The organism is Streptomyces sp. CB01881 (genome assembly GCF_002953255.1).
Taxonomy (GTDB): Bacteria; Actinomycetota; Actinomycetes; order Streptomycetales; family Streptomycetaceae; genus Kitasatospora.
Genome location: NZ_CP026498.1, coordinates 9654158 through 9679402, shown reverse-complemented (window position 1 = coordinate 9679402; position 25245 = coordinate 9654158). Strand labels below are relative to the sequence as shown.

At 77.2% G+C, this 25245-nt stretch carries 13 protein-coding genes; 10 read left to right on the top strand and 3 right to left on the bottom strand.

The features are described from left to right. Positions 1 to 2: 2 nt before the first annotated feature. Positions 3 to 1388 carry a type VII secretion integral membrane protein EccD gene (eccD, locus tag C2142_RS31710; protein ID WP_148646260.1) on the bottom strand — a complete coding sequence of 462 codons (1386 nt, stop codon included), beginning with the start codon at positions 1386 to 1388 and terminating at the stop codon, positions 3 to 5. Between the two features lie 218 nt (positions 1389 to 1606). On the opposite strand from eccD, the gene eccCa reads away from it, so the two are divergent. The 6 genes from eccCa to C2142_RS31680 all read left to right on the top strand — a co-directional run bounded on the left by eccCa (position 1607) and on the right by C2142_RS31680 (position 14996). Continuing rightward, a complete protein-coding gene (eccCa, locus tag C2142_RS31705; RefSeq protein ID WP_148646666.1) occupies positions 1607 to 5542 on the top strand; it encodes a type VII secretion protein EccCa in 3936 nt (1311 codons plus the stop codon). 136 nt (positions 5543 to 5678) lie between these two features. Next, positions 5679 to 8273 (top strand): hypothetical protein, encoded by a 2595-nt coding sequence (locus C2142_RS31700; RefSeq protein WP_148646259.1) that lies wholly within the window; start codon positions 5679 to 5681, stop codon positions 8271 to 8273. Positions 8274 to 8284: 11 nt separating this feature from the next. Next, on the top strand, positions 8285 to 8728 hold the full coding sequence (locus C2142_RS31695; RefSeq protein ID WP_148646258.1) for a hypothetical protein: 444 nt from the start codon (positions 8285 to 8287) through the stop codon (positions 8726 to 8728). A gap of 127 nt (positions 8729 to 8855) precedes the next feature. Beyond that, positions 8856 to 10199: a hypothetical protein gene (locus C2142_RS31690; protein WP_148646257.1), complete on the top strand. Its 1344-nt coding sequence runs from the start codon at positions 8856 to 8858 to the stop codon at positions 10197 to 10199. A gap of 100 nt (positions 10200 to 10299) precedes the next feature. After that, positions 10300 to 13665 (top strand): right-handed parallel beta-helix repeat-containing protein, encoded by a 3366-nt coding sequence (locus C2142_RS31685; RefSeq protein WP_148646256.1) that lies wholly within the window; start codon positions 10300 to 10302, stop codon positions 13663 to 13665. A gap of 5 nt (positions 13666 to 13670) precedes the next feature. Next, the gene (locus C2142_RS31680; protein WP_162002601.1) at positions 13671 to 14996 is read left to right on the top strand and encodes a S8 family serine peptidase; all 1326 of its coding nucleotides are present in this window, start codon (positions 13671 to 13673) and stop codon (positions 14994 to 14996) included. A 281-nt stretch (positions 14997 to 15277) separates the two neighbouring features. Here the strand turns inward: C2142_RS31680 and C2142_RS31675 are convergent, their stop codons facing one another. Further along, a complete protein-coding gene (locus C2142_RS31675; RefSeq protein WP_148646254.1) occupies positions 15278 to 16480 on the bottom strand; it encodes a hypothetical protein in 1203 nt (400 codons plus the stop codon). A gap of 233 nt (positions 16481 to 16713) precedes the next feature. On the opposite strand from C2142_RS31675, the gene C2142_RS31670 reads away from it, so the two are divergent. The 3 genes from C2142_RS31670 (at position 16714) to C2142_RS31660 (ending at position 18648) form a co-directional block, all read left to right on the top strand. Continuing rightward, positions 16714 to 17118 carry a hypothetical protein gene (locus C2142_RS31670; protein WP_148646253.1) on the top strand — a complete coding sequence of 135 codons (405 nt, stop codon included), beginning with the start codon at positions 16714 to 16716 and terminating at the stop codon, positions 17116 to 17118. A gap of 214 nt (positions 17119 to 17332) precedes the next feature. After that, positions 17333 to 17683 carry a hypothetical protein gene (locus C2142_RS31665; RefSeq protein ID WP_148646252.1) on the top strand — a complete coding sequence of 117 codons (351 nt, stop codon included), beginning with the start codon at positions 17333 to 17335 and terminating at the stop codon, positions 17681 to 17683. Between the two features lie 299 nt (positions 17684 to 17982). After that, positions 17983 to 18648 carry a sigma-70 family RNA polymerase sigma factor gene (locus C2142_RS31660; RefSeq protein WP_241002894.1) on the top strand — a complete coding sequence of 222 codons (666 nt, stop codon included), beginning with the start codon at positions 17983 to 17985 and terminating at the stop codon, positions 18646 to 18648. A gap of 24 nt (positions 18649 to 18672) precedes the next feature. On the opposite strand, the gene C2142_RS31655 is transcribed toward C2142_RS31660, so the two are convergent. Next, positions 18673 to 21546, bottom strand: a complete 2874-nt coding sequence (locus C2142_RS31655) for an AfsR/SARP family transcriptional regulator (RefSeq protein ID WP_148646250.1) — start codon at positions 21544 to 21546, stop codon at positions 18673 to 18675. A gap of 489 nt (positions 21547 to 22035) precedes the next feature. Between C2142_RS31655 and C2142_RS31650 the strand changes: the two genes are divergently transcribed. Then, positions 22036 to 24861, top strand: a complete 2826-nt coding sequence (locus tag C2142_RS31650; RefSeq protein WP_148646249.1) for a BTAD domain-containing putative transcriptional regulator — start codon at positions 22036 to 22038, stop codon at positions 24859 to 24861. Positions 24862 to 25245 lie beyond the last annotated feature (384 nt).

Below are 25245 nucleotides of genomic sequence, written 5' to 3'. Positions count from 1 at the left end.
AGTCAGCCGCCGAGGCCGCGGAGGGTGTGGTAGACGCCGCAGACCTGGAGGGCGAGCGGGAGGAGGGAGAGGGCGGTGAGGGTGTGCAGGATGTCGGCGAGGCGGCCCCAGTAGGGCAGCAGGCGGCGGCCGGGGACGGTCCAGGCGACCACGAGGAGGGCGACCGCCAGCGCCAGGAGCCCGGCCAGCAGGGCGGCGAGCCGCTCCGTCGGTGACGCGCCGGTTGCGAGACGGACGAGCAGGGCGGCGCCGCCGAAGATGCCGGGCAGCAGCAGGCTGAGGCGCTGGCGGATGCTGCCGATGGCGCGCCCGTGCAGGAGCAGCAGCAGGCTGAGCGCGGCGGCCTGGACCGGCGCCGCCCAGCCGGCGGTGGCGGCGAGCACGGCCAGGCAGGTGGCGCAGACCGCGCCGATCGCGGTGTAGAGGGCCATCAGGTAGTCGTCCGCGACGAGGCTGCGGGGCAGCACGGCGGCGGCCGGGAAGGGGTCGATGTTCTCCTGGAGCTCCTCCGCGTTGCGCGGCAGCATGGGCAGCCGCAGGCCGGAGAGGCGGAACGCGAACGAGGGGACGAACGAGCCGACCAGGACGGCCACCACCGTGACGACCGCGACCAACTGGTCGGGCTCCATCCCGGCCAGCACCAGCACGCCGGCCAGCACGCCGAACACCCCGACGAGCAGCAGCCCGAGGAAGAGCGGTGCGGCGGCGCCGACGGCCGCCAGGGCCAGGACCGCCGCGCCGGCCGCCGCCGAGGATGCGGCGAGGATGCGGGCGCCGAGCAGGTCGGGGCCGCCCGGTCCGCCGGGCAGCAGCAGCGCGGCCAGGCCCAGGTAGGGGACGGCGGCGGCGCCGAGGGCGGCGCCGGCCCCGGCGTCGGCCATGGCCCGGGAGGCGCTGAGGGCGCCGAGGAGCAGCAGGACCGCCGTGACGGCGGAAGCCGCCACCCGCAGGCCGGCCGGGCCGGGCAGGGCGAGCAGCACCCAGCCGCCGGCCACCGCCAGCAGGGCGACGGCCAGGGCGAGGCGGCGGGTCAGCGCGGGGCGCCAGTTGTCGCCGCGTTCGTTCATGCCGGTGGCCACGCCGTCCACCAGGTCGTCGAAGTGCACCGGCGGCAGGGCCTCGTGGCGCGGCCGAAGGTGGATCGCGTCGCCGTCGCGCAACTCCAGCGCCTCGGGGCTCTGTTCCTCGTCGAGTGGATCCTCGCCGAGTCGTTGGAGGACCCAGCCGCTGTGCTCCAGTCCCTCCTCGGCCAGGTGGGCGCCGGCGTGGCCGAGGACGGCCGGCAGCAGGTCGGCGAGCGGAACGTCGGCGGGGACGGCGAGGTCGAAGACCGCCCCCGGCGCGTGGAACCTCAATCGGCACAGTCCTGCCACGACACTGCTGCTCACGCCACTCCTCGGGTGCGGGTCCGTCCGCGCTGTCTTCGTGCGGTGTTGGTGCTGCCTCTCGTCCTGTCGAACGGCCGGGGCGCCGTGCAGCGTTCAGGCGCCTGCTGAACCCCGGGAGGCTCGCGGCCCGTCAGCCTGGGAGGACGGCCGTGGCAGTGAGGAGCCCTGACGTGAGTGTGGTGCTGATCAACCGGACGCCCCGGCGTCCGGGGCCCGAGATGCCCGACGGCGAGGTGCAGTTGCAGGAGCCGCCGAGCCTGCCCGAGAAGCAGAGCGGCATGGCCAGCGTGATCAGCATGATGCCGATGGCGCTCGGCTCGCTGTCGATGGTCTTCATGTTCCTGCACCCGGGCGGCAGCGAGGGCGGCGGCGCGCTCAGCTACGTCGCGGTCGGCATGATGGCGCTCTCGGCGGTCGGCATGCTGGTCACCCAGCTGATCCGCGGCTCCAGCGACCGCAAGCAGCAGCTGCGCGCCGAGCGGCGCGACTACCTGCGCTACCTGTCCCAGGTGCGCCGGCAGGTCAGGCGCTCGATCGACGCCCAACGACAGGCCCTCGCCTGGCGACACCCGGCGCCCGGTGAGCTCTGGTCCCTGGTGGGCACCACCCGGCTCTGGGAGCGGCGCTCCACCCACCCGGACTTCAGCGACGTCCGGATCGGTCTGGGCGCCCAGCGCCTGGCGACCCCACTGGCCCCGCTGGCGACCAAGCCGGTGGAGGATCTGGAGCCGCTCTGCGCGCACGCGCTGCGGCGCTTCATCCACGCCTACGGCACGGTCGCCGACCAGCCGATGGCGATCCACCTGCGGGGCTTCGCCCGGCTGCTGCTGCGCGCCGACGACCCGGACGCCGCGCGGGCGCTGGTGCGGGCGATGCTCGCCCAGCTGGCCGTGGTGCACGGGCCGGACGAGCTGCGGATCGCCGTCGTCGCCGAGCCGCAGCGGCGGGCCCAGTGGGAGTGGGCCAAGTGGCTGCCGCACGCGCTGCACCCGAGCGACACCGACGGAGCCGGCCCGGTCCGGCTGGTCGCGGGCAGCCTGGTCGAGGTGGAGCAGCTGCTCGGCGAGGAGTTCACCGGCCGCCCCGGCTACGAGCCGGAGTCCGTGCCCAGCCGCGACGAGCCGTTCACCGTCCTGGTGCTGGACGGCCCCGGCGCGCACACCGGCAGCCGGGCCGCCCTGGCCGGCTACCGCAACACCGTGCTGATCGACCTCGACGAGAGCCTGGAGTGGCGTCCGGCCCGGACCACGCTGCGGCTGCGGATCGACGGCGGGCGGCTCTCCATGGTCGGCGCGGACCGCAACCGCAAGGACGTCGAAACCGACCTCGGCCGCCCCGACGCCCTCGGGCTGTCCGCCGCGACCAGGCTCGCCGCCCTGCTGGCCCGTTACCGGATCGCCGACACCGTGGACGTCTCCGAGCCGCTGGCCACCGATTTCGACCTGACCGCCCTGCTCGGCATCCCCGACCTGCACGCCCTGGACGTGGAAGCGCTCTGGGCGCAGCGCGGCATCCCCAAGCGGCTGCGGGTGCCGCTCGGGTTCGGGCCGGACGGCCGCCCGGTGGACCTCGACCTCAAGGAGTCCGCGCAGGGCGGCATGGGCCCGCACGGCATGCTGATCGGTGCCACCGGCTCCGGCAAGTCCGAGCTGCTGCGCACCCTGGTGGTGGCGCTGGCGATGACGCACTCCTCCGAGGTGCTCAACTTCGTGCTGGTGGACTTCAAGGGCGGTGCGACCTTCCTCGGCCTGGACACCCTGCCGCACACCTCGGCCGTGATCACCAACCTCGCCGACGAGGCGGCTCTGGTCGACCGGATGCGCGACGCGCTGCACGGGGAGCTGATCCGCCGCCAGGAGGTGCTGCGCGAGTCCGGCCACGCCTCGCTGCTGGAGTACGAGACCGCGCGGGAGGGCGGGGCCCCGCTGCGGCCGATGCCGACGCTCTTCCTGGTGGTCGACGAGTTCAGCGAACTGCTCGCCGCCCACCGGGACTTCATGGAGCTGTTCGTGATGATCGGCCGGCTCGGCCGCTCGCTCGGCGTACACCTGCTGCTGGCCTCGCAGCGGTTGGACGAGGGCCGGATGAGCGCGCTGGAGTCCCACCTGTCCTACCGGATCGGCCTGCGCACCTTCTCCGCGATGGAGAGCCGCGGCGTCCTCGGCGTGCCGGACGCCTACCAGCTGCCCTCCCAGCCCGGCAACGGCTTCCTGCGCAGCGACATCTCCACCCTGACCCGGTTCAAGGCCGCGTACGTCTCCGGCCCCTACCGGCCCAAGCGGCGCGCCGCCCAGCAGGCCGCCCTGGCCGGCCAGGTGGTCGGCTACGGCACCGAGTACCTGACGCCGCGGCAGGTGCCGCAGCCGGCGGCCGAGCCGGTGGAGGAGGCTGCGGCCGGCTCGCTGCTGGACATCGCGGCAGGCCGGCTGCGCGACGCCGGTCCGCCCGCCCACCGGGTCTGGCTTCCGCCGCTCGCCGCGCCGCCCACCCTGGACGAGCTGCTGCCGCCGCTCGTCCCGCACGCAGAGCGCGGCCTGACCACCGCCGACGCGCGGAGCCACGGCGCGCTCGGCGTTCCGGTCGGCGTCATCGACCGCCCGTTCCAGCAACTGCGCGACCTGCTGACCGCCGACCTCGCCGGGGCCGGCGGCCACGTCGGCATCGCCGGCGCGCCGCAGAGCGGCAAGAGCACCCTGCTGCGGACCCTGATCACCGGCCTCGCACTCACCCACACCCCGCAGGAGGCCCAGTTCTACTGCCTGGACTTCGGCGGCGGCACGCTCTCCGCCCTGCGCGGCCTGCCGCACGTCGGCGGGGTCACCGGCCGGCACGACGGGGAGCGGGTGCTGCGCACCGTCGCCGAGATCAACAGCGTCATCACCCGGCGGGAGAAGTACTTCGCCGAGCTCGGCATCGACTCGATCACCTCCTTCCGCCGCCGCAAGGCCGCCGGTGCACTGCCCGACGACCCGCACGGGGACGTCTTCCTGGTGATCGACGGCTGGAACACGCTGCGCCAGGAGTTCGGCGACCTCGTCCAGCCGCTCACCCTGATCTCCCAGCGCGGCATCAACTACGGCGTCCACCTGGTCATCGCCACCACCCGGTGGGGCGAGATCGTCGGCGGCCTGCGCGACCAGCTGCAGACCCGGTTCGAACTGCGGCTGGGCGACTCCGTCGACTCGGTGATCAACATGCGCGCGGCGGCGAAGGTCCCCAAGGTGCCCGGCCGCGGCCTCACCGACGAGGAGCTGCACTTTCTCACCGCCCTGCCCCGGATCGACGGCGCAAGCCACGCCGACGACCTCGGTGACGGCGTCGCCGACCTGGTGGACGCCGTCGCCGCGCACTGGACCGGCCCGCGTGCCCCCGAGGTGCGGATGCTGCCGCTCACCCTCGACGCCGCCGAACTGCCCACCCCCGAAGGCCGCCTGCGGGTGCCGATCGGTCTGGAGGACACCGAGGTCGCGCCGCTCTGGCACGACTTCGAGGAGAATCCGCACCTGCTGGTGGTCGGCGACAGCGAGTCGGGCAAGACCAACCTGCTCAGGCTCATGATCAACGCCATCACCACCGCGTACACGCCCTCCGAGGCGCGGATCATGCTGGTCGACTACCGGCGCGAGCTGTACGACAGCGTGCCGGAGGAGTACCGGCTGGGCTACGCCGTCGCGGTGGACATGCTCCGTCAGATCGTCGACGGCGCCTCCCGGGCGATGAAGAACCGCATCCCCTCCGCCGACATCACGCCCGCGCGGCTGAAGCTGCGCGACTGGTGGGAGGGGCCGGAGCTGTTCATCCTGGTCGACGACTACGACCTGGTCGGCACCGGCTCGGGCGCCCACCCGTTCGCGGCGCTGCTCGACGACCTCGCCCAGGGCTCGGAGATCGGCCTGCACCTGGTGGTCGCCCGCGGCGCCAACGGCATCGGACGCGCCCTCGGCGACCCGCTGCTGCGCAAGCTCCAGGAGGTCAACTCGCCCTCGCTGCTGCTCTCCTGCCCGCCGTCCGAGGGCTACCTGTTCGGGAACCTCAAGCCCCGCCAGTTCCCCGCCGGCCGCGGCCTCTACATCACCCGCCGGCGCACCGTGCAGGTGCAGACCGGCCGGCTGGCCGCGGCGGAGGGTGAACCGCTGGACCCGTCCGGGCCGTAGTCCCGGCAGGCGCGCCGTCCCGGCGGCCCGGCCGGTACCCGACGACGATCGGGCCGTCAGGGTCCGGGCGCGCCGCCCCGCTCCGACCGGCCGCAAGCAGCCGACCAGCCGCAACCACCAGAAAGGGGGCCGGTCCATGACCCCGCCGGCATCCGGCACCGCCGAGCGGTCCACGCTCCGCGCGGTGGGCCCGCACCTCGTCATCGCCCCGCCCGACGCGGAGGCGGCCGGACTGGCGGCGGCCCTGGATCCGGTACGGGCCGAGCCCGGCACCCTGCTGCTGCTGGCCGCGGCGGCCGACGCCGCACCCGTCCTGCTCGGGTCCCTGGACGAACTGGCCCGGACCGCCGCCGCCCGCGGCGCCGGCACCCTGGTGCTGGCCGCCTCCGGACTGGCCGCGACCGGGCCGGACGGCCGCCGCCCCGCCGAACAGCTCGCCCGGCGGACGGGGCTGACGGTCGTCGCGCCGGACGCGGTGGTCTCCGTCGGGGAGGACGGCACCCTCGTGGCGCCGGGTGGCTGCTGGTGGTGGTGCCGGCCCGGCGGCGGGCCGGCCGAGGCACTCGGCGAACGCTGGCCGGCCGCCGCGACGATCACTCCGCTGTCCGGCGGTGGCTTCTGGGTGACCGCCGCCGCCCCGGACACCCGCCCGGCCGTACTCGACCGGGCTGCCGCCCCGGGCGCCGCCCTCCTGCTCGTGGTCGGCGAGCCCGACGGGCGGCTGCCCACCGCCGTCCAACTGGCGAACGCCACCGCCCTCCTGCTCGACACCGTCGGAGCCGACCGGCCTCTGCTCAGCCTCCCCTGGGCAGAGCCGGTCGACCTGATCGAACTCGCCGCGGTGCTGGCCTCCTCGCTCGGCCGCGAGGTGCGGGCGGCCGTCGGCCTCCCGATCGCCGACGCCACCGGCCACCGGACCGTGCACCTGGCCGCCGACGGCACACCGGGCTGGGAGCCGTACCTCACCGAACTGTCCGCCTGCCCGGTCCGCCGGACGGTGACCGCCGTCGGCCGGCGCACCCGGCCGGGCGCCCCCCAGGACGACGGCCCGGTACGCTATCCGGCCTTCCCCGGCTGGGAGCTGGAGCCCGTCGCGGCCGGTCTCTGGCTGCACCCGGAAGGGACGGCGGCCCGCGGCCCGCGGCTGCGCCGCCCCGACCCCCGGCAGCCCGTCCTGCTCATCGGCGACCCCGGCCGGCCGGTGACCGAGGACGTCTGGGCGCACCTCGGCGGCGTGCTCGCCGGGCTTCCCCCGCTCGGTGCGGCGCCGCTCGGCCCGCCGCCGGGCCCGGCACCCGTCGGGCCGCCCCGGCTCGCGCTCGTGGTGGCGGGCAAGCCGGACGTCGCCTCGGACGCGGTCGGGCGGTTCTGCGCGCGGATCCACGGACTCGACTGGCTGGGCCCGGAGGGCGTGGTCGGACCGGTGGCGCCGGTGCCCGTCCCCGGGCCCGTTGCGCCCGTTGCGCCCGCCGGGCCCATGGCGCCGGCCGCGCCGCCGTTCGTGCCGGGTCCGGTGACCGTGCGGCTGTCCGAGCCGCCGGCCGGGGCCGAGGACGTGACCGCCGTCCTGCCGCTTTGGCCGGAGCCGGTGCAGCCGCCCGCCGCGCCTGGTGTGCCCGCCGTCCCGCCCGGGCCGGTCACCGTGGCCACGACGTCCGGAGCTGCCACGACGGCCCCTGCCACGACGACCGCCGTCGTGGCGACGGCCGCGAGACCGTCGGAGCCGGGCGCCGACGGCTCCACCGCGGGTGCCGAGCCGGTGCCGGAGGCCGCCACCGAGACCCTCCCCGAGCCCGTCCCGACCCCCGAACCGGCGCCCGCCCCCGACCCGCAGCCAGCAGCAGAGGCCGCCGGGGCACCCCGGCCCGGGGCACCCGAGCCCGGCGCGACCGCGGCGGCCGCGCTCCGCCCCGAGGCCCCCGCGCCGCTGCCGGACGAGGCCGCGCCCGCCACTGCGGCCGAGGACCGGGCGGCGCTGGTCGCCGCTCTCGGGCCCGCCTACCAGCGCTGGGCCAGCCGCGCCGACGACGCGACGACCCGGCTGCCCGGACTGCGCTCGTTCACGGACGACGACGACTCGCGGCCCGAGCTGGTCGCCGTCCTGCTGCACCACACCGACGCGGGCGTGCCGGCCGGCCGGGCGGAACTCGCCGCAGCGGCGCGGGCGGGGGTGCCGGGCCCGCCCGCCGTGTACCTGCGCTGCCTGGCCGCCGGCCTGCGCCGGCTGCCCAGCCACTACGGCGGAGTGCTGGCCGCCGCCCCGGCCGGCCGCACCGACCTGGCCGCCTACGTCCCCGGCACGGTCCTCACCGAGCCTGCCCCGGTCAGCGGGATCACCGCCGCGGGTGCCGATCTCGGCGCGGACGTCGGGATCGAGTTCGCCATCTGGTCCGTCGGCGGACGCCGCACCTCGGCCTTCGGTGAGCCGGGTGAGCAGCCGACCGTGGTGTTCGCACCGGGGAGCAGCTTCGAGGTGGTGGCCGTCGAGCCGCCGGACGCCGACGCGGGGCGCCCCGCGCGGGTGCTGCTCCACGAGGTCGGTGCCATCCGCCCTGCGCCGGAGCGCCTGCGCACCTGGCTCGGCCGACGGGACGCCGTCGCGCCCGCCGACCGGATCCGCCCGGCCGCCCCCGACCGCTTCCGCATCGACCTGGGCGGCGCCGCCGGGCCGGCCGGTGAACCTCCGGCCACCGGCGGGCCGTCGGAGGAAGGGAGGACCGGCGAATCGTGAGGAGTGCAGGGATGTCCGAGACGGTGCGGGCGGGCTTCGAGCTCGCAGCGGTGTTCGATCACGTGGATCCGGTGACGGGCCCGGGCTACGAGCCGGGACACCCCCGGCTCGCGGCGGGCGCCGAGCGTGAGGCCGTCGCCCGCTACCTGAGCGCGGGGACGCCCGTGCTGCTGACCCCGATGCTGATGGACGACGTGGTGGACCAGGAGCGCCGGGGCGTGGTGCCGATGGGCTTCCGCACCGACGGGCAGTGGATCTGGACCGACACGGTGACGTACTACCTCGACGAGTACGGTCTGGCGCCCGAACCGGGTCTTCTGCGGCACGTCCTGTCCCGGGCCGACGAGCCGCCGGCCATTCCGGTGCCGGAGGTGCTGGAGCGGGCGGTGGCGTTCCTGCTGACCCCGCCGGAGCCGGCGGACGCCGCCGTCTGGACCGTCGGGCAGCAGGGCTGAACCTCCACGGCCACGCCGCCCGTACCTCCCCACAGGAGTGTTGTCGAGCCGAGCGCAGGGGATGACGGTGGGCGAGCAGAATCGCGGTGCAGGGGAGCGGGCGACGCCCGGGTTTCAGCTCCCCGCGGTGAACTGGGCCGTGGCGGTCGAGGCCGAGGAGGAGACCCCCGCGCCGGACCGGGGGGAGCCGGCCGCCGCCCCGTCCGGCCCGGGCACCACCAGCACCACCGCCACCCGAGCCGGCCGCGGCACCACACTCGGTGCCACCGCGCCCGTGCCCCCGGCGCCCGGCGCGGGCGCCTCCGTGGCCACGCCGCCCGCCGGCGGCGCCGCTGCGGCGATCACCGTCGCCGCCCCCGCCGACCCCGATATCGCGGGGGAGGCCGAAGCGGCCGGCCCGAAGCCGGGCCGGGTCTCCCGGCCGATGATCGCGGCCGCCGTGGCCGTGGGGCTGGTGCTGGTCGGCGGGTCGGTGGTGGCCACCCGGCTCGGCGGGTCCGAGCCGAACCACGGGCCGGCCCGGGCGGACGCCCCGCCCGGCTACGGCCCGGAGAACGGCGACGGCGGCAGCGGCTTCGTCCCCGGGTTCGACCAGCACGGTGCCCCCACCGGTGCCCCGGTCTCGCCCGATGCCGTCCCCGGCACGCCCGCGCCCGCCGGGGAGACCGGCACGCCCGCACCCGACCCGGCCGCCGGCCAGTCGGCGCCCGGGCCCGGCACCGCCGCCCCCGGCGGTGGCTCCCCGGCCCCCGGCAAGCCCGCGCCCCGCTCCGGCGGGGCAGCGACCCCCGGCGGTGCCGCGGCCTCGCCCCCCGCCGCCGGAGGCGGGGGTGGCGGCGGCAGCGGGTCCGGTGGCAGCGCTTCGGGCGGCAGCGCGGGCGGCGCCCCGCCGCCGCCCGCCCAGGGGACGGCCCCGCCGCCGCCCGCCGCACAGCAGTCGGCCCCGCCGCCGCCCGCCGCCTCCAAGGCCCCCGCCCCGGCCCCCGTGGTTGCGGTGGCCGGCCCGTACTGCAAGGGCAGCAGCGGCGCCACCTACGCCCCGTTCGGCTGGTACGACCAGGGCGACTCGGGCTGGAAGAACAACTCCGGCGGCTGGAGCAGTGACGGCTGCAACGGGACGTACGTCTCGGTGCCGATGTCCGGCGACGCCAAGACGGACGACAAGAACTCCGTGGTGTGGACGTTCAGCCTCGGCAGCGTCAAGAGCTGCACCCTGTCCGTCTACATCCCGGGCGACAGCGACCTGAAGAAGGTCGGCGGCAAGGCGACGCTCTACACCGTGAAGAGCGGCAGTACGTCCGGCTCCTTCGTCATCAACCAGACTGCCAACCGCGGCCGTTGGGTGGACCAGACGGCGTACGCCTACCAGGGCCCGCTCACCGTCACGCTGCACACCCGCGGTGAGGACTGGGGCGCCGGCGCCAACGCCCACCACGCGGCCTCCGCGGTCAAGGCCACCTGCACCTCCTGAGCCGGCGCCGGCCACCCGGTCCGCCGCACCCACCCATCCCGGTGCCCCCGCTTCGGCGGACCCAGCCGGTGAACCCACCCCGACGAAGGGAACCCCTGGCATGTCGCGCCCGGTGCTGACGGTCTGCGCGGAGCAGCGGGAGGCCGGCTCCTACCGCACGATCGGTGAAGCCCTCCAGGTCGCCCGAAGCGGGGCGGTGATCTCGGTGCGCCCAGGCCGCTACGACGAGAACCTGGTGGTCACCAAGATGGTGACCATCGCGGCCGAGGACGTCCGGGGGAGCGTGCGGATCAGCCCGCGGCGCGGCTCGGTGGTCCAGGTCCTCGCCGAGGCGGTCCAGCTGACCGGACTGGTGATCCAGGGGCAGGACGACGACCTGCCCGCCGTGGACGTGCCGCAGGGCCAGCTCGCCCTCCAGGACTGCGAGGTGATCGGCAACTCGTGGACGGCCGTGCTGACCCGCCGGCAGGGTTCGCTGGCGATGCGCGGCTGCCGGGTGACCAACCCGGCCGGCGCCGGCCTGGTGGAGACCTCCGACGGCACCAGCGTCGTCGAGGACAGCGTGATCGAGCACCTGGGCACGTCCGCCCTGGTGATCGGCGAGCGGTCCAACCCCGTCGTGCGGCGCTGCGTGCTGCGCGACGCCCGCGGCAACGGCGTCTGCGCCAACGGCGAAGCCCGCGGGGTGATCGAGGACTGCGAGATCTCCGCCACCGACAAGCCCGCCGTGGCACTGGAGGAGCAGAGCACCACACGGCTGGTGCGGACGGAGGTCCGGGACAGCGCACAGGGCGTCTTCCTCGGCTCCACCGCCCGGGTGGTGCTGGAGGAGTGCACCGTCACCGCCGTGCGCGGTCACGGGTTCGTCCTCGCCAACGGCACCGACCCGCTGCTGCGCCGCTGCCGGGCGGTCCGCACCCAGGGCCACGGCCTGCACGTCGCCGGCCGCTCCCGGGGCACCTTCGAGGACTTCGAGGTCACCTCCGCCGCCCAGGCGGGCATCTTCGTCGGGGAGTCCTCCGGCCCCACCCTGGTCCGGGCCGTGGTGCGCGACGGCGAGGCCGACGGCGTGGAGCTGAGCGGGGAGAGCGCCGCCGAGTTCGACCGCCTGGAGGTGCGCGACGCGGCCGGCAACGGCGTCGTCGTCCGCGAGGGCGCCAACCCGCTGCTGCGCCGCATCATCGTCTCCGGTGCGCGCGGACACGGCGTCGAGGTGGTGCGGGACGGGCGCGGCCGGCTGGAGGAGGCGACCGTGCTCGACGCGGGTAAGTCCGGCGTCCGGATCGCCGACGGCGCCAACACCTACCTCGGCGGCGGCGCCGTGCGCGGCAGCCGGGCGAGCGGGATCTCGGTCGGCGCCGACGGCGTCGCCACCCTGCGCGAGGTCGAGACGGCCGACAACGAGTACGACGGCGTGAGCGTCGAGCGCGGTGGCGAGCTGACCGCGACCAGGTCACGGCTGCGGGCCAACCGCCGGCACGGCCTCCACCTGCTGTCCGGCTCCCGGGCCACCCTGACCGGGTGCCGGTTGACCGGCAACACGGTGGACGGAATCCGCTCGGAGTCCACCGAGCCGGTCCGGCTCACCGACTGCGTGGTCGCCGAGAACCAGGGCGCCGGCCTGCGCCAGAGCGAGTCCAGCGAACGGCTGTCGGTCGAGAACCTGGAGAGCCGCGACAACCGCACGGCGGACGCCCACGGCACCGCCACCGCCGCGGCCGGTGCGGCCGACACCCCCGAAGGCGAGGGCGCGGCCTCCGAGGGCGCGGCCCCGGCCCGGCCGGACGCCGGCCCGCAGGGCCCGCAGGCCGTCCTGCGGACGCTGGTCGGCCTGGAGGGCGTCAAGGAGCAGGTCGCCACCCTGGTCAACCTGAACAAGCTGGCCAAACGCCGCGAACAGGCCGGGCTGCCGGCCCTGCCGATGAGCCGGCACCTGGTCTTCGCCGGCCCGCCCGGCACCGGCAAGACCACGGTGGCCCGGCTCTACGGCGCAATCCTGGCGGAGCTCGGCGTGCTGCGCAGCGGCCACCTGGTCGAGGTGGCCCGGGCCGACCTGGTCGCCTCGATCATCGGCGGTACGGCGCTCAAGACCACCGAGGTGGTGAAGGAGGCCCTCGGCGGGGTGCTCTTCATCGACGAGGCCTACACCCTGTCGGCCGGCTCCGGCGGGACGGGGCCCGACTTCGGCCGCGAGGCGATCGACACCCTGGTCAAACTGATGGAGGACCACCGCGACGACCTGGTGGTGATCGTGGCGGGTTACGAGGCCGAGATCCGCGCCTTCCTCGCCTCCAACCCGGGCCTCGCCTCCCGGTTCAGCCGGACCGTCGAGTTCGCGAACTACAGCGTCGACGAACTCACCACCATCGTCGAACGCGCGGCGGCCGGCCACGGCTACGAACTCGCCGACGGCACCCGCGAGGCCCTCGCCCAGCACTTCGAACGGATGCCCAGGGGCGCCGACTTCGGCAACGGCCGGGCGGCCCGCAAGGTGTTCGAGGAGATGGTCGACCGCCAGGCCTCCCGGCTCGCCGAGCTGGAGAGCATCGACAACGCCGACCTCGCCCTGCTCGTCCCGTCCGACGTCGACGAGCACGCCGCCACTGCGGCCGCCCGCGCCGCCGCGGGCACCGAGCAGTCCGAGGAGCCCGGCCTGCTCGACCGGCTGCGCGCGATGGTCGGGCTCGCTGCCGCGAAGGAACAGGTGGAGGACCTCGTCAACCTCACCCGGCAGACCCGGCGCCGGGTCGAGGCCGGCCTGCCGGCCGCCGTCATCAGCCACCACCTGGTCTTCTCCGGCCCGCCCGGCACCGGAAAGACCACGGTCGCCCGGCTCTACGGCGAGCTGCTCGCCGAACTCGGCGTGCTGCCGAGCGGCCAGCTGATCGAGACCGCCCGCGCCGACCTGGTCGGCCGGTACATCGGCCACACCGCCCAGCTGACCCGGGACGCCTTCGAACGCGCCCGCGGCGGCGTGCTCTTCATCGACGAGGCGTACACCCTGACACCACGCCACGGCGCCGGCGGGGACTTCGGCCAGGAGGCGGTGGACACCCTGATGAAGCTGATGGAGGACCACCGCGACGAGGTCGTCGTGATCGTGGCCGGCTACCAGGAGGAGATGCGGGGCTTCCTGGCCTCCAACCCCGGTCTGGCGTCGCGCTTCTCCCGGGAGATCACCTTCGACCACTACAGCGACGAGGAACTGCTCACCATCGTGCGGCTCCAGGCCGAGGCCGGCGGCTACCGCTGCACCCCGGAGACCCTGGCGGCGCTCGGCGTCCGGTTCGCGTCCGTCCCGCGCGACCGGAGCTTCGGGAACGGACGCTTCGCCCGGCAGGTCCTGGAGTCGATGATCACCCGCCAGGCCGGCCGCCTGGCCCGGCTGGACATTGCCGACCTGGCCGAACTGAGCCTGCTGCTGCCGCAGGACATCCCGGCCGAGCGGATCGGCAGCTTCCTGTGAGGCCGGTGGCCGCGGCGCTGGCCGGGGCCCTGGTGCTGTCGGCCTGCGGCCTGCTGACGGCGGGTACGGCACTGGCCGACACGCACGGACCGTCGGCGGCACCGGGGTCACCTGGGGTGTCGGGTGCGCCCGCAGCGGCGGGCGCCCCGGCCGACGCGCTACCGGGCGTCAGCCAGCTGCGCCGCGACCCGTCCGGGCGCCCGGCCGGCTGCCTGCCGGCCTCGGCCAAGGGCACCCAGCTCACCCCCTGGCCGCAGACCTTCCTGCGGCCCGACCGGGTCTGGCCACTGAGCCAGGGCGACGGCGTCACCGTCGCGGTGCTCGGTTCCGGGGTGTCCGACGGGGCCGGCACGCTCGCCGGGCGGATCGGCTACGCGGCCAAGCTGCCCGGGGCCGGCGACCCGGCCGCGGACTGCGTCGGGCACGGGACCTTCCTGACCGGACTGATCGCCGCGGCCTGGCGCGACGGCACCGGATTCGCCGGCCTGGCCCCGCGCGCCCGGATTCTCGCGGTGGGCGTCACCGACGACACCGGAGCCACCACCGCCGATCTCCTCGCCCAGGGGATTACGGCCGCGGTCGAGCGGGGCGCGCGCGTCATCGACGTGGGCGTGACCGTCCCGGCGGGCAGTGACGCGCTCGCGGCCGCGGTGCGGCAGGCCCGGAGCCGGGGCGCGCTGGTCGTCGCCCCGGTGGCCCCGGACGTGCCGCCCCCCAATCAGGGAGACGCGGCGAAGCCGCAACCGGTCTACCCGGCCGCCTATCCCGAGGCGCTGGCCGTCCGTGACCTCGCACCCGGCGGTGCGCTCCCGGAGGGCGACGGGGCAGTGGTCGGCGGCCGGGTGGATCTGGCGGCCCCCGGCGACGCGGTGATGAGCATCGGCCCGAACCCGGGCGGCTACTACACGGGCACCGGGTCCAGCTACGCGACGGCCTTCGTGGCGGGCACCGCAGCCCTGGTGCTCGGCTACCGGCCCGGCCTGACCGCGGACCAGTTGGCACAGCGTCTGAAGGCGACCGCCTACCGGACGGCCGGCCCGGTGCCCGACCCGGAGGTCGGCCACGGCACGGTCGACCCGGTCGCGGCCGTCACCGCCCTCCTCCCGCAGGAACAGCCGTCGCCGCCCGCCGCCGCCGTCACCGCCGGTCCGGCCGCCGTGGCCATGCCGCCCGGCCGGCCGGACTCCGCCGCCCCCCACCAGGCGGTCGTCGTGGCGCTGGGCGCCATGGGTGTGATCGGCCTGGTCGCGGTGGGCGCGGTCGTCGGCCCGCGCGGCCGGGCCCGCGGCTGGCAGCCATCGAGGCCCGAGCAGGGAGCCGGGACCGGGTAGGGCGTGCGGAGCGGTCCCCTGCGCGCGCGGGCTTGCGGGGCGTGCGTCGCGAGGAGCGGGCGGAACGCCTCCCGGCCCGGCGGTCGGGGGATCGTCATCTGCCGGCCGGGAGAAGCGCCGGGCACGCCCTGGACAGGGCGCCTGCGCCCCGCCGAGGGGGTGCACGCTCCCCGGAAAGGCCGGGAGCGTCGTCCGGTGGGTGCTGTGCACGGCGGGCAGCGGCGGGGTACCGGCGGAGCGTTCGCGGGGGCCGGTGCCGGCGGAGCGGGTGGAGCGGTGGGTCAGTGCCCGGCGACCGGCAGGCCCGCGGTGGCGGCCACGGCGGCGTACGGCCTGGCAGCGGCCCACGGGACGGTCGCGGGCAGCGCGTCGCCGACCAGAGCGGCCAGTTCCAGCATCGCCGTCCCGGCCGACGCGGGCCTGCGGCCGGAGGGGACGACGACGCCCCGGCAGCGGGTGCCGAAGTGTGCGACCAACTGGCGGGCCGGTACCGGGCGATCGGCCCCCGCCGCCGAGGGCGGGCACGGTGTGAAGACGACGGTGCCGCCCCGGACGAGTGCGCCGTGCCCCTGCGCGACCAGACCCGCCAGCAGGCTGGACACGGCTGTCGCGTCGGCCGCCGAGGTGCTCGCGCAGATCACCAGCTGGTCGGCGAGTTCGACGGCGGCCTGCCGGACGTCGTCCGCCGCGGCCGTGGCGTCACTGAGGATCAGCGGGAAGTCCGCGCCCAGCAGTCCCGCCGCGTGCCGGTAGCGGTCCGCGTCGAGGACGGGGGCCCACGGGCCGGGACGCGTCGTCAGCACTTCGAGTCGGTCCGCCGGACGGGTGAGACCGTCCGGCCCGGGCACCGCCGCGAACACGTCGCCCACGGCCCACAGGCTCGCCGGTACGCCCTCCGGTGGACCGGCGACACTCCGGCGAGGGCCCCGGTCCTCCAGGCCGAGGACGACCAGCCGGTCCCAGCGGTGACGGGAGAGCAGGGCACCCAGCGTCACCGGGACGCCGGTCCAACGGTCCTCGGCCGGCCGGCCGAGGACGGCGATCCGGTGGCAGCCGAGCAGCGGGGTGCGGATCCGGTCGACCAGAAGCCGTCGCGCCTCCGCGCCGCCCGCGAAGGGCAGCCGCAGCATGCGCGGTCGCTGCGCTCCCGGCGGCTGCGGTCCAGCCGCGGGCGGGAATCCGGTGAACGCGGCGGGTGGTGCCGGCGGCGACGCAGGTCCGGCCGGAACCGCGGCCGGTACGGGGCTTGCGGCCGGGGCCGGGCCGGTCGGGGGCGGGTCCGCCGGAGCGGGCGGGTTCCCGGCGGCCGCGGCACGGACGAACAACGACCGTTCGGGGGGCGGGATCAGCTGGGTTCCCAGCGTGTCGAGCGGCCGCCGGGCGACCACCGGCACGGGGACGGGCCAGTCGGCCGGCGTGTAGTCCGGGTGGTCCTCCGGGCCGGGGCGTCGTACCTGGCCGGGGCTGTCGTCCGCGAACGTCATGCCGTGTCCCTCCCGGGGTGTCCGCCGTGTCGGCCCGTCCAGTCAGGAATACGGCTGTCCGCCTGTCCCGGTTCACCCGGCGGCCCGGGCCGGACGCCCCCGCCGGCTGCTCCCGCCGGCTGCTCCCGTCGGCCGCTCCCGGAATGCCGGAGGCGGCGGTGAACCGCTTCAGACGGCGGGCCCGTTGAGCGGATCGGGCGCACGCGGCGCTCCCGTAGCGCTTGGAGCACCAGATGCGTACCACCACGACCCACGCCGTCCGTACGGTCGGCCTGCTCATGGCCACCGGTCTGATCGGTCTCACCGGCGCCACCTCCGCGCACGCCGGGGACCTGGATCCGACGGAGCCGAAGCAGCCGAACATCCCCGCCGGGAAGAACTTCGTGCTGTGCTCGTACGGCAACTACGCCTCCTACGCGGTGTTCCCGAAGCGGGGCAACATGTCCACGGCGGTCGCCGAGTCCGGGCGCTGCGTCGGCGTGTCGTTGAGCGGCCGGGGGAGTGAGACGGTCGTGATCTACGGCCGCAAGGCCGATGGGAGCAAGTTCAAGATCGGCACCGACACCTTCGACCTCCCCGACGGCGAGCGCATCAAGACCCTCAACACCCCCGACAACGACGACTGGACGACGTTCTAGGACGGGTCTCGGCAGCGGCCGGGCGGGCGGCGGGGGGAGGCCATCGTCCGTCCGGCCGCTGCCGAGGCCGTCGGCCGTGCGGACGGCCGCCGGAAATCCGCTGCTGGATCCGGCGGCCACTCGATACCGTCTCCTCGGGGGGTGCCCGGCCTGCGGCCGGCGCCACCGAGGAGTGTCGGCGTGCGTCCCGGTTCGGGGCGGGGGAGGGAGAACGATGGAGCCGGACGGACGGAGACCAGGGGAGTTCATCGCGGCGTTGGTGCGCGAGGGGGCCGAGGTCCTGCCCGGTCCGCCCGCGCTGGCGGTCCCCGCGGCGCCGGCGGACGAGGTGATCGCCGCCGCCCGGCGGCTCGCCCTGGCCGCCCGGCCGCAGAGGCGGCCGGGTCCGGCGCCGGCGCCCACGCTGCTGCGGCTCGCGACGGCGCTGGTCGTCGACGAGCACCCGTCCGCCCCGGCCTGGTCGGAGGCCGAGCGGGAGCGGCTGGCCGGGTGGGTGGCGGTGCTGATCGAGCACCGCGGCGAGGACGGGGTCGAGGAGCTGGTCGGCGCGCTCAACGGGGGGTGAGCGGGCGCGGTTCACGCGTTGGCGGAATGTTGGTGCACTCTTGGCGGCCCCCGGCAGCCTGTTGTCCGGCCGCCGGGGGGAATCCGGTCGGTCCCTGCCCTGCCCTTGCCCGACCCGAGAGGTAGCGCTTCCCCATGCCGCCCGTCACCCCGTCACATCCGGCCACCTCGTCACATCCGGCCAACCCGTCCCGCCTGGCCAACCCGGCACGTCCGACCATTCCGTCGCAGCCCGGTCCCCGGTCGCGGTCCGTCGCCCCCGAGGCGGCCGCCCCCGGGGCCGGCGAGCCGCCCACCGCCGTGACCACGGAGGCCACCGCCGCGACCGCCACCGCCGCGACCGCCGCCGCCGCGACCGCCGACGTCAAGGCCGCCGCTGCCGCGGCGCGCAGGTCCCGGCCGACCCTCGACCCGGACACCGTCGCCGAGATCCACCGGCTGCACGGCGGCTACCTGATGCGCGCGCTGATGCGGGCGACCGGCGGCGACCGCGGCAAGGCCGAGGACATCCTCCAGGAGACGCTGCTGCGCGCCTGGCAGCACCCCGAGGCACTGGCGGCCGGGCCCGAGCAGAGCCGGCCCTGGCTGTTCACGGTCGCCCGCCGGATCGCCATCGACCACTACCGGATGGCCGCCGCCCGCGTCCGCGAGGTGCTCGGCGAGGAGTCGACGGACCGCCCGGTCGCCGAGGACCCGTACGACCAGGTGGTCGTCGCCCGGGACGTCGACGCGGCGCTGCGACGCCTCCAGGACCACCACCGCGCCGTACTGGTCGAGCTGCACCTGAACGACCGGTCGGTGGCGGACGCCGCGACCCGGCTCGGGGTGCCGCCCGGCACGGTCAAGTCCCGCAACTTCTACGCGATCCGCGCACTGCGCCCGGTCCTGGCGGCCGAACACGGCTACGGCCCGAAGGAGACCCGCACCGCGCCGGCGGCGACCGTACGACCCGGGGTGGGTGCGTGACGGACGGCGCCACCTGACCGCTCCTCAGGGCATCCGTCCGGCCCGCGCGTTCAGCGCCTCCTCGATGGCGGCGGCCCGTTCGCTGGTCGCGCCGGCCAGATGGCCGCACGAGCGGAGGCGGCCGAGAGCCGAGCGCATCCGCCCGACCGCCTCGGGCTCGCGGCCCCGGTCCACCAGGAAGGCGGCGTAGTACTGCTCGGCGAGCGCCTGGAGGTGCAGCAGCCCCGCCTCCTCGCAGGTGGCCAGCACCCGGTGCCAGGCCAGCTCGCCGGCCTCGTACCGGCCGAGCGCCTGCAACGCCTGCGCCTCCGTCAGCATCGACCAGAGCTGGATGCTGGAGGCCGGACGGCCGGGCAGCAGGGCCCTGGCCTCGCGGGCCCGGCGCAGCGCCCCCTCGCCGTCGCCGGCCAGCAGGCTCACCCCGGCCTGGTAGCCGAGGGCGTAGGAGAGGTGCCGCGGGTCGCCGCCCTCGTCGGCGAGCGCGGCCGCCGTGGCGGCCAGCCGGGTGGCCTCGCCGGGGTCGCCCGTCAGCGCGGAGGCCAGCGCCAGGGTGGCGAGCGCCCGCAGGTGTGCGGCGCCGTCGGCGGGGGTGGTGTCGTCCACCGCCCTGCGGGCGACCTCGGCCGCCTCCTGGCGGCGCTCCAGTCCGAGCAGGGCGTTGGCCACGGCGCCGCGCAGCAGGGCGAGGCCGACCCGGTCCCCGCAGGCCCGGGCGGCCTGCTCGCCCGCGCGCAGGCAGTCCAGCCAGTCGGTGAAGCGGCTGGACCCGTAGTAGAGCGGGCAGGCGGCCGCGGCCAGCCGCCAGGACCGTCCGGGGTCGGTGGCGGCGGTGGCGGTGACGAGGGCGCGGATCGCCGGCTCCTCGGCCGCGAACCAGTCGAGCGCGCCGCGGGTGCCGGCCGCCGTCGGCAGCGCGGCCGGCGGGTGGACGGGCTCGCCGTAGCGGTCCTGGCCCGGTTCCAGCTGCTCGCCGCAGTGCCGGGCGGCCTCCAGGTAGTAGTCCAGCAGCCGCTCGGTGCCGATGCGCCGGAACCCCTCGGGGGTCTCGGTGAGCAGTTGGACGCCGAACAGGCGGACCAGGCCGGGCCGGCTGTACCGCCCGGGGGCGGTCTCGGCGAGCACGTGGTGCGCGACCAGTTCGCCCAGCGTGTCGCGGGCGTGGGCCGGATCCGCGCCGAGCAGCGCCGCGCTCGCCGTGGTGTCCACCTCCCGGCCCGGGTGGGCCGCCAGGAGGGTGAACAACAGCGTTGCGTCGAGCGAAAGATGACGGTACGTCAGTTCCAGCGCTTCGCAGACGCCGGCCACCCCGTCGGCCTCCAGCGCACCCAGGCGGGTGTGCTCGTCGGCGAGTTCGTCGGCCAGCTCGGCGATCGTCCACTCCGGCCGGGCGGCCAGCCGGGCGACCGCGATCCGCAGTGCCAGCGGCAGCCGGTCGCAGAGTCCGGCCAGGTGCGCGGCGGCCGCCGGCTCGGCCCGCACCCGCGCGGGCGTCAGGCCGCGCTCCAGCAACCGCAGGGCGTCGGCCTCGCCCAGCGGGGCCAGCCGCAGCAGGGCGGCCCCCTCGGCGACCAGCAGCCCCTCCAGTGAGCCCCGGCTGGTGACCACGACGGCGCAGCCCGCCCCGCCGGGCAGCAGGTCGCAGACCTGCTCGGCGTCGAGGGCGTTGTCCAGGACCACCAGCAGCCGGCGCCCGTGCGTCCGGTCGCGGAAGCGGGCGGCCCGGCCGGCCCCGTCGGGCGGGATCTCGGAGGCGGGCACCCCCAGCGCGAGCAGGAACCGGCCCAGCACCTCGGCCGGGTCCGCCGGGCCGTCCGGGTCGAAGCCGCGCAGGTCGGCGAAGAGCCGGCCGTCCGGGAACTGCCCGGCCGCCCGGTGCGCCCAGGTCAGGACGGTGGCGCTCTTCCCGACCCCGGCCGGTCCGACCACCAGGGCCGGGCCGTCGTCGGCCCGGTCCGGGTCGGCCAGCCGGTCGAGCCACCGGAGTTCGGCCTCCCGGCCGACGAAGTCCACCGGCCGGCGCGGAAGTTGGTGTGGCGCCGGGTGGGCCTGCGGCGCCGCCCGGCCGGGGCCCGGTGCGGTCGGTGCCGGCCCGGCCGGACGGGACCGGCGGGGCGCCGGCGGCGCACCCCCGCCCCCGGCCAGCACCTCGGCGAACGCCGCCTGGAGAGCAGGTCCGGGCCGGATACCGAGTTCGCCGTCGAGCCGCGTGCGGGCCCGGTGGTACGCGGCGAGCGCGTCCGCCTGCCGCCCGCCCTGGTGCAGGCAGCGGACCAGCAGCGCGACCACCTCCTCGCGCAGCCCGTCGGCCCGGACGCTCTGCTCCAGCAGCGGCACGGCCGCCGCGCCGCTTCCCTGCCGCAGGCGCAGCCCGGCCCAGGCGATCAGCACCCGGGTGCGGACCTGGTCCAGCTGCTCCACCAGGGCGCGGCGCGGTGCGGTGTCGGGCAGGTCGGCCAGCGCACCACCGCGCCACAGCCGCAACGCCTGCTCCAGCCCGGCGACCGCCGCGCCGTCCGCCGCACAGCCGGCGCAGCCGTCGGGGTCCGCGCAGCCGGCCGCGCCCGCGCAGCCGTCGTGGCGGCCGGCGTGCCCGGCGGCCCGGCCCGCCAGCTCCTCGAACCGCAGCGCGTCCACCTCGTCGGCCGGCCCGGTGAGCAGGTAGCCGGGCGCCCGGGTGTGCAGCACGAACGGGGTCGCGGCGAGCGCCTTGCGCAGGGCGGCGACGTGCCCCTGGAGCGCCGCCCGGGCACTGGCCGGCGGCCACTCGCCCCAGAGCAGTTCACAGAAGGCGTCGACCGCGACCACCCGCCCCAGCCGCAGGGCCAGCAGTGCCAGGACGGCCCGGCGCTGCGCCCCCGGCAGCGCCGTGAAGTCGGCCGCTCCGGTCCGCAGTTCCACCGGACCGAGGAGCCGAATCCGCACCCGTACCCCCACTTTCCGACCGTCGCGACCAGGCCCGGGCTTCTCCCGGGTGGTGCAGTGTAGTGCCACCAGGTGTCGTCCGAGGGCCGGACCGGGACGGGCCGCGACGGCGGGCCCGGGGGAGCGGTCCCGGGGGAGCGGCGAGGGGTGCGGCCGGGGGAGCGGCGAGGGGTGCGGCCGGGGGAGCGGCGGACCCGGCGCGTGCCGGTGGCCGGCTCGGGCCTATCCTTCGGACGGGCCGGGCGCACCGGATGCGGGCGCACCGGGCGCACCGGAGGCACCGGACGACCTCGGACGGCACCTCGTGGCCGTCCGGCCGACGGGACCGGCTGCGGCGCCCGTCCCGATCGGACCGGCAGACGGGCCGTCAGACGAACCAACAGGCGAAACGAGCTGCTTCCGGCCGCTCGGAGAGACGCCGCCCGGCGGACCGCCCGCCCGGCGCGGGAGGGGGGAAGCGGCCGCATGCGGATCGACCTGCTCGGACCGGTCGCCGTCCGGCGCGAGGACGGGACGGCGGTCACGCCCTCGGCCCCCAAGCGCCGCGCGCTGCTCAGCGCGCTCGCCGTCCGCTTCGACCAGCTCGTGGCCACCGACGAACTGATCGAACTGGTCTGGGACGCCACCGCGCCGCCCACCGCCCGCGCCGCCCTCCAGGGACACGTCGCCGCGCTGCGCCGGGTCCTCGACGACGGCACCCTCACCCTCGGCACCCGCGGCACCGGCTACGTCCTCACCGGCGACCCCGAACGGGTCGACGCCCTGCGCTTCCAGCAGCTCTGCGACCGGGCCGGCCTGCAACTGCCCGGCCACACCGGCCACACCGACCCCGGCGCGCACCCGGACGACCCGGCGCTCCCGCTCCTGCGCACCGCCCTCGCCCTCTGGCGCGGCGCCGCGCTCACCGACTGCGGCTCCGCCCTGCTCCGGGAGCGGACCGCCCCGCACCTGGCCGACCTGCGGCTGCGCGTCCTCGACCGGCTGGCGGACGGCCTCTGCCGGGCGGGCCGGGGCGGCGAGCTCGTCGCGGAACTCACCGAGGCCGCGGCGGCCCACCCTTCCCGGCAGACCCTGGCCGCCCGGCTGATCGTCTGCCTCGACCAGGCGGGCCGGTACGACGAGGCGTCGGCCCGGTACGACCGGGCGGTGTCCGCGCTGCCCGGTGCCCCCGGCCCCGAACTGCGCCTGGCCGGCGAGCGGATCGGCCGGCGGCCGGCGGCCGGCACGGGGCCCGTGAACCCGGCGGGCCGGCCCGGGCCCCCGGCGCCCGCGGGGCCGCCACCGGCCTGGCCGCCGCCCGCCGACCGGCGTTTCGTCGGCCGGACGGCCGAGCTCGACCGGCTGGACGCGGCGGTCGCCGCCGGCCCCGCGGGCCGGCCGATCCTGGTCACCGGGCCGGCCGGGGTCGGCAAGACCGGCCTGGTCCAGTACTGGGCGCAGCGGTCCGCGGAGCGCTTCCCGGACGGCCGGCTCCACGTCGACCTGCGCGGCTTCGCCGAGGACGGGCCCCGCGACCCCGCCGAGGTGCTCGGTGCCCTGCTGACCGCCCTCGGCGTCCCCGAGGACGAGCTGCCCGACTCGCTCGACGACCGGGCCCGCCGGCACCGGGAGCTGCTGGCGGGCCGTCGGCTGCTGCTCGTCCTGGACGACGCCCGCTCGTACGAGCAACTCGCCCCGCTCCTGCCCGACCCGCCGGCCGAGTCCGACCCGCCGGCCGAGTCCGACCCGTCGGCCGGGTCCGCCTCCCCGGCCGGGTTCGGCTCCCGGGCCGGGTCCGCCTCCCCGGCCGACCGTCCCGGGCCCGTCACCGTCGTCACCAGCCGCAGCCGGCTGCGCCGTCTGCTGGCCCGGGAGGGCGGCACCCCGCTCGCGCTGGACGTGCTGACCCCCGCCGAGGCGGGCGACCTGCTCGCCCGGACCCTGGGCGAGGCCCGGGTGGCCGCCGAGCCGCAGGCCGCCGTCGACCTCGCCGAGCGCTGCGACCGCCTGCCGCTGGCCCTGCGCCTCGCGGCCGCCCGGCTCTCCGCCCGCCCCGGCTGGACGCTCGGCGACCTCGCGGCGGAGCTCTCCGACGACGAGTCGGGGCACGCCGCGCTCGCCGGTACCGGCGGCCCGCTCGGCATCACGGCCGCCCTCGACCTGACGTACCGTGCGCTGCCGCCCGCCGCGGCCCGGCTGTTCACGCTGCTCGGCCTGCACCCCGGCCGGATGGTCGGGACCGGCACCGCCGCCGCGCTCGCCGACCTGCCGCCGGCCGCCGCCCGGACGCTGCTGGCCCGGCTCGACGCGATCCACCTGCTGGAGGAGACCACCCCGGGCCGCTACGCCCGGCGTGGGCTGGTCCGCCGCTACGGTGCCCGGCTGGCCGCCGACCTCGGCTGCGACGAGCGGCTCGCCGCCCTGGACCGGCTGATCGGCCACTACCTGACGGCGACCGAGCCCGACGCCCCCGGCGGCACCCCGGCGGCCGCGTCCGGCCCGGCCGCCGCACGGCACGCCGAGGACTGGTTCCACCGGGAGGAGGGCGCCGTGCGGGCGGTGGTGCTCTGCGCCGAGGAGCACGGCCGCACCGCCGAGGCCTGGCGGCTCGCCCACCGGGCCGGCCGCCTCTACGAGCGCACCGACTTCGACCGCACCCATTGGCGGACCACCGTCGAGGCCGGCCTGCGCGCCGCCCGCGCCTGCGCCGATCCGGCCGCCGTGGCCCGGCTCTCCACCGACCTCGCCGTCCTGCTGGTCGACCGGCGGGTGTTCCGCGGCGCCGCCGAGCAGCTGGAACGGGCGGTCACCGCGGCCGACCGGGCCGGCGACCCGGGGCTGCGCCACCGCTGCCGGGTCCGGGTCGCCGACGCCCTGGTCCGGGCCGGCCGGTACGAGCAGGCCGTGCCACTGCTGACCGCCCTGGTGGCCGACGCCCGGACGCCGGACGCCGGCCACCAGCTGGCCGGGGCGCTCGCCGCGCTCGCCGACGCCCTGGTGCTGGCCGGCGCACCCGGCCCGGCGCTCGCCCACGCCGACGAGGCACTCCAGGCCGCCACCGCCCGCCCCGGCGGCGCCGACGCGGTGCTGGCCACCCAGAGCAGGGCCCGCGCCCTGGACGCGCTCGGCCGCCCGGGCCCCGCCCTGGCCTCGGCCCAGCTGGCCGTCGCACTCGGGCGCACGGTCGGCGACGCCGCGCTGGAGCACGGCTCCCACTCCCTGCTCGCCGACCTCCTCCAGACGGTCGGCCGCACGGCCGAGGCGGCGGCGGTCCGGCGCCAGGCCGAGGCACTCCTCACCGGTGACCACTGACCGAGTCACCGGTGACCACTGACCGAGCCGCGCACGACGGACCTCGCCGCCCACCACTGACCGAGCCGCGCACGACGGACCGCCGCTCCGGGCCGCTCCTCACCGCGCCCGGGGCCGGCCGTGCCGCTCCCGGGCCCGCCCGTGCGGCATGGTGGTGCCGTGCCGTGCCCGTACGCGCCCGCACACGCCCGTACACGCCCTCCGGGGGCGGTTCCTGACGCTGCGTCCGGTACGGCCGCCCTCCGGCGCGCCCCGCAGGGCGGCCCGCGCGAGCACCGACCCGTCATCTCGGCCACCCGCCGGCCCCCTCCCCGGACACGCCTGCCGGAACGGGGCCAAGGCGATGGCCCCGCGGGGTCCTCCCCCAACCGCCTCCACAGGCAG

Bases quoted from the DNA above. Each gene is read 5' to 3' on its own strand.
- eccCa (WP_148646666.1), top strand. From the start codon at position 1,607: ATGCCCGACGGCGAGGTGCAGTTGCAGGAGCCGCCGAGCCTGCCCGAG.
- C2142_RS31700 (WP_148646259.1), top strand. From the start codon at position 5,679: ATGACCCCGCCGGCATCCGGCACCGCCGAGCGGTCCACGCTCCGCGCG.
- C2142_RS31695 (WP_148646258.1), top strand. From the start codon at position 8,285: ATGTCCGAGACGGTGCGGGCGGGCTTCGAGCTCGCAGCGGTGTTCGAT.
- C2142_RS31685 (WP_148646256.1), top strand. From the start codon at position 10,300: ATGTCGCGCCCGGTGCTGACGGTCTGCGCGGAGCAGCGGGAGGCCGGC.
- C2142_RS31675 (WP_148646254.1), bottom strand. From the start codon at position 16,480: ATGACGTTCGCGGACGACAGCCCCGGCCAGGTACGACGCCCCGGCCCG.
- C2142_RS31670 (WP_148646253.1), top strand. From the start codon at position 16,714: ATGCGTACCACCACGACCCACGCCGTCCGTACGGTCGGCCTGCTCATG.
- C2142_RS31665 (WP_148646252.1), top strand. From the start codon at position 17,333: ATGGAGCCGGACGGACGGAGACCAGGGGAGTTCATCGCGGCGTTGGTG.
- C2142_RS31650 (WP_148646249.1), top strand. From the start codon at position 22,036: ATGCGGATCGACCTGCTCGGACCGGTCGCCGTCCGGCGCGAGGACGGG.